Source organism: Pseudomonas sp. LJDD11, assembly GCF_024584215.1.
In the GTDB taxonomy this organism is placed as follows: domain Bacteria; phylum Pseudomonadota; class Gammaproteobacteria; order Pseudomonadales; family Pseudomonadaceae; genus Aquipseudomonas.
This window is the reverse complement of sequence record NZ_JANJFL010000095.1, coordinates 1-621: the sequence shown is the minus strand read 5'-3', so window position 1 is coordinate 621 and position 621 is coordinate 1. Positions and strand designations below refer to the sequence as shown.

At 60.4% G+C, this 621-nt stretch carries 1 protein-coding gene; it reads left to right on the top strand.

All coding sequences use genetic code 11. The annotated features are described in order from the left end of the window. Positions 1-621, top strand: a 621-nt coding sequence (locus tag NRB16_RS28935; RefSeq protein ID WP_257107572.1) for a DUF4350 domain-containing protein, incomplete at both ends; no start/stop codon positions are given.

The following is a 621-nucleotide window of genomic DNA, read 5'->3' as shown; positions in this document are numbered from 1 at the left end:
GCGGCCGAACACTTCCTGCGCCAGCGCGCCCCCGTGGTCAACACCACCCGCAACCTGATTGAGCTACCCGATGTCAGCCAGCAGTCACAAACGCTCTTGCTGCTCGACAGTCGCGAAAACATGACGCCTGCCCAGGTCGAACGGCTGCTGGACTGGGCCAGATCCGGCGGTCACCTGTTGTTCGTCGCCGAGCAGATATGGGATGAGAAAAAGAACCGCAGCGGCGACCTGCTGCTGGACCGGATCGAGATCCGCCAGTACTTCACCCGGGACATCAAGCTGCAGGATCGCGAAGAGGAACGACTGGAAAGCGATGCGCTCCCCAAACCGCCGATTCCACTGATCGCGCCCCGAACCACCAAACCGACCATGCGCTGGCCGGAACTGACGCGCCTGTATCTGGAAAACGAAAAAGAACCGGCCTACATGAGCTTCAACCCGGCCTTCCACCTGGAAGACCCGCAGGATCATGCCCAGTCATGGGCCAACAGCGCCGATGCCACGCACATGATGCAAATGGTCTATGGCAAGGGGCTGATCACCGTGGTCACGGATTCCGACCTGTGGAAAAACCGCGCCATCACCCGATACGACAACGCCTGGCTGCTTTGGTACCTCACT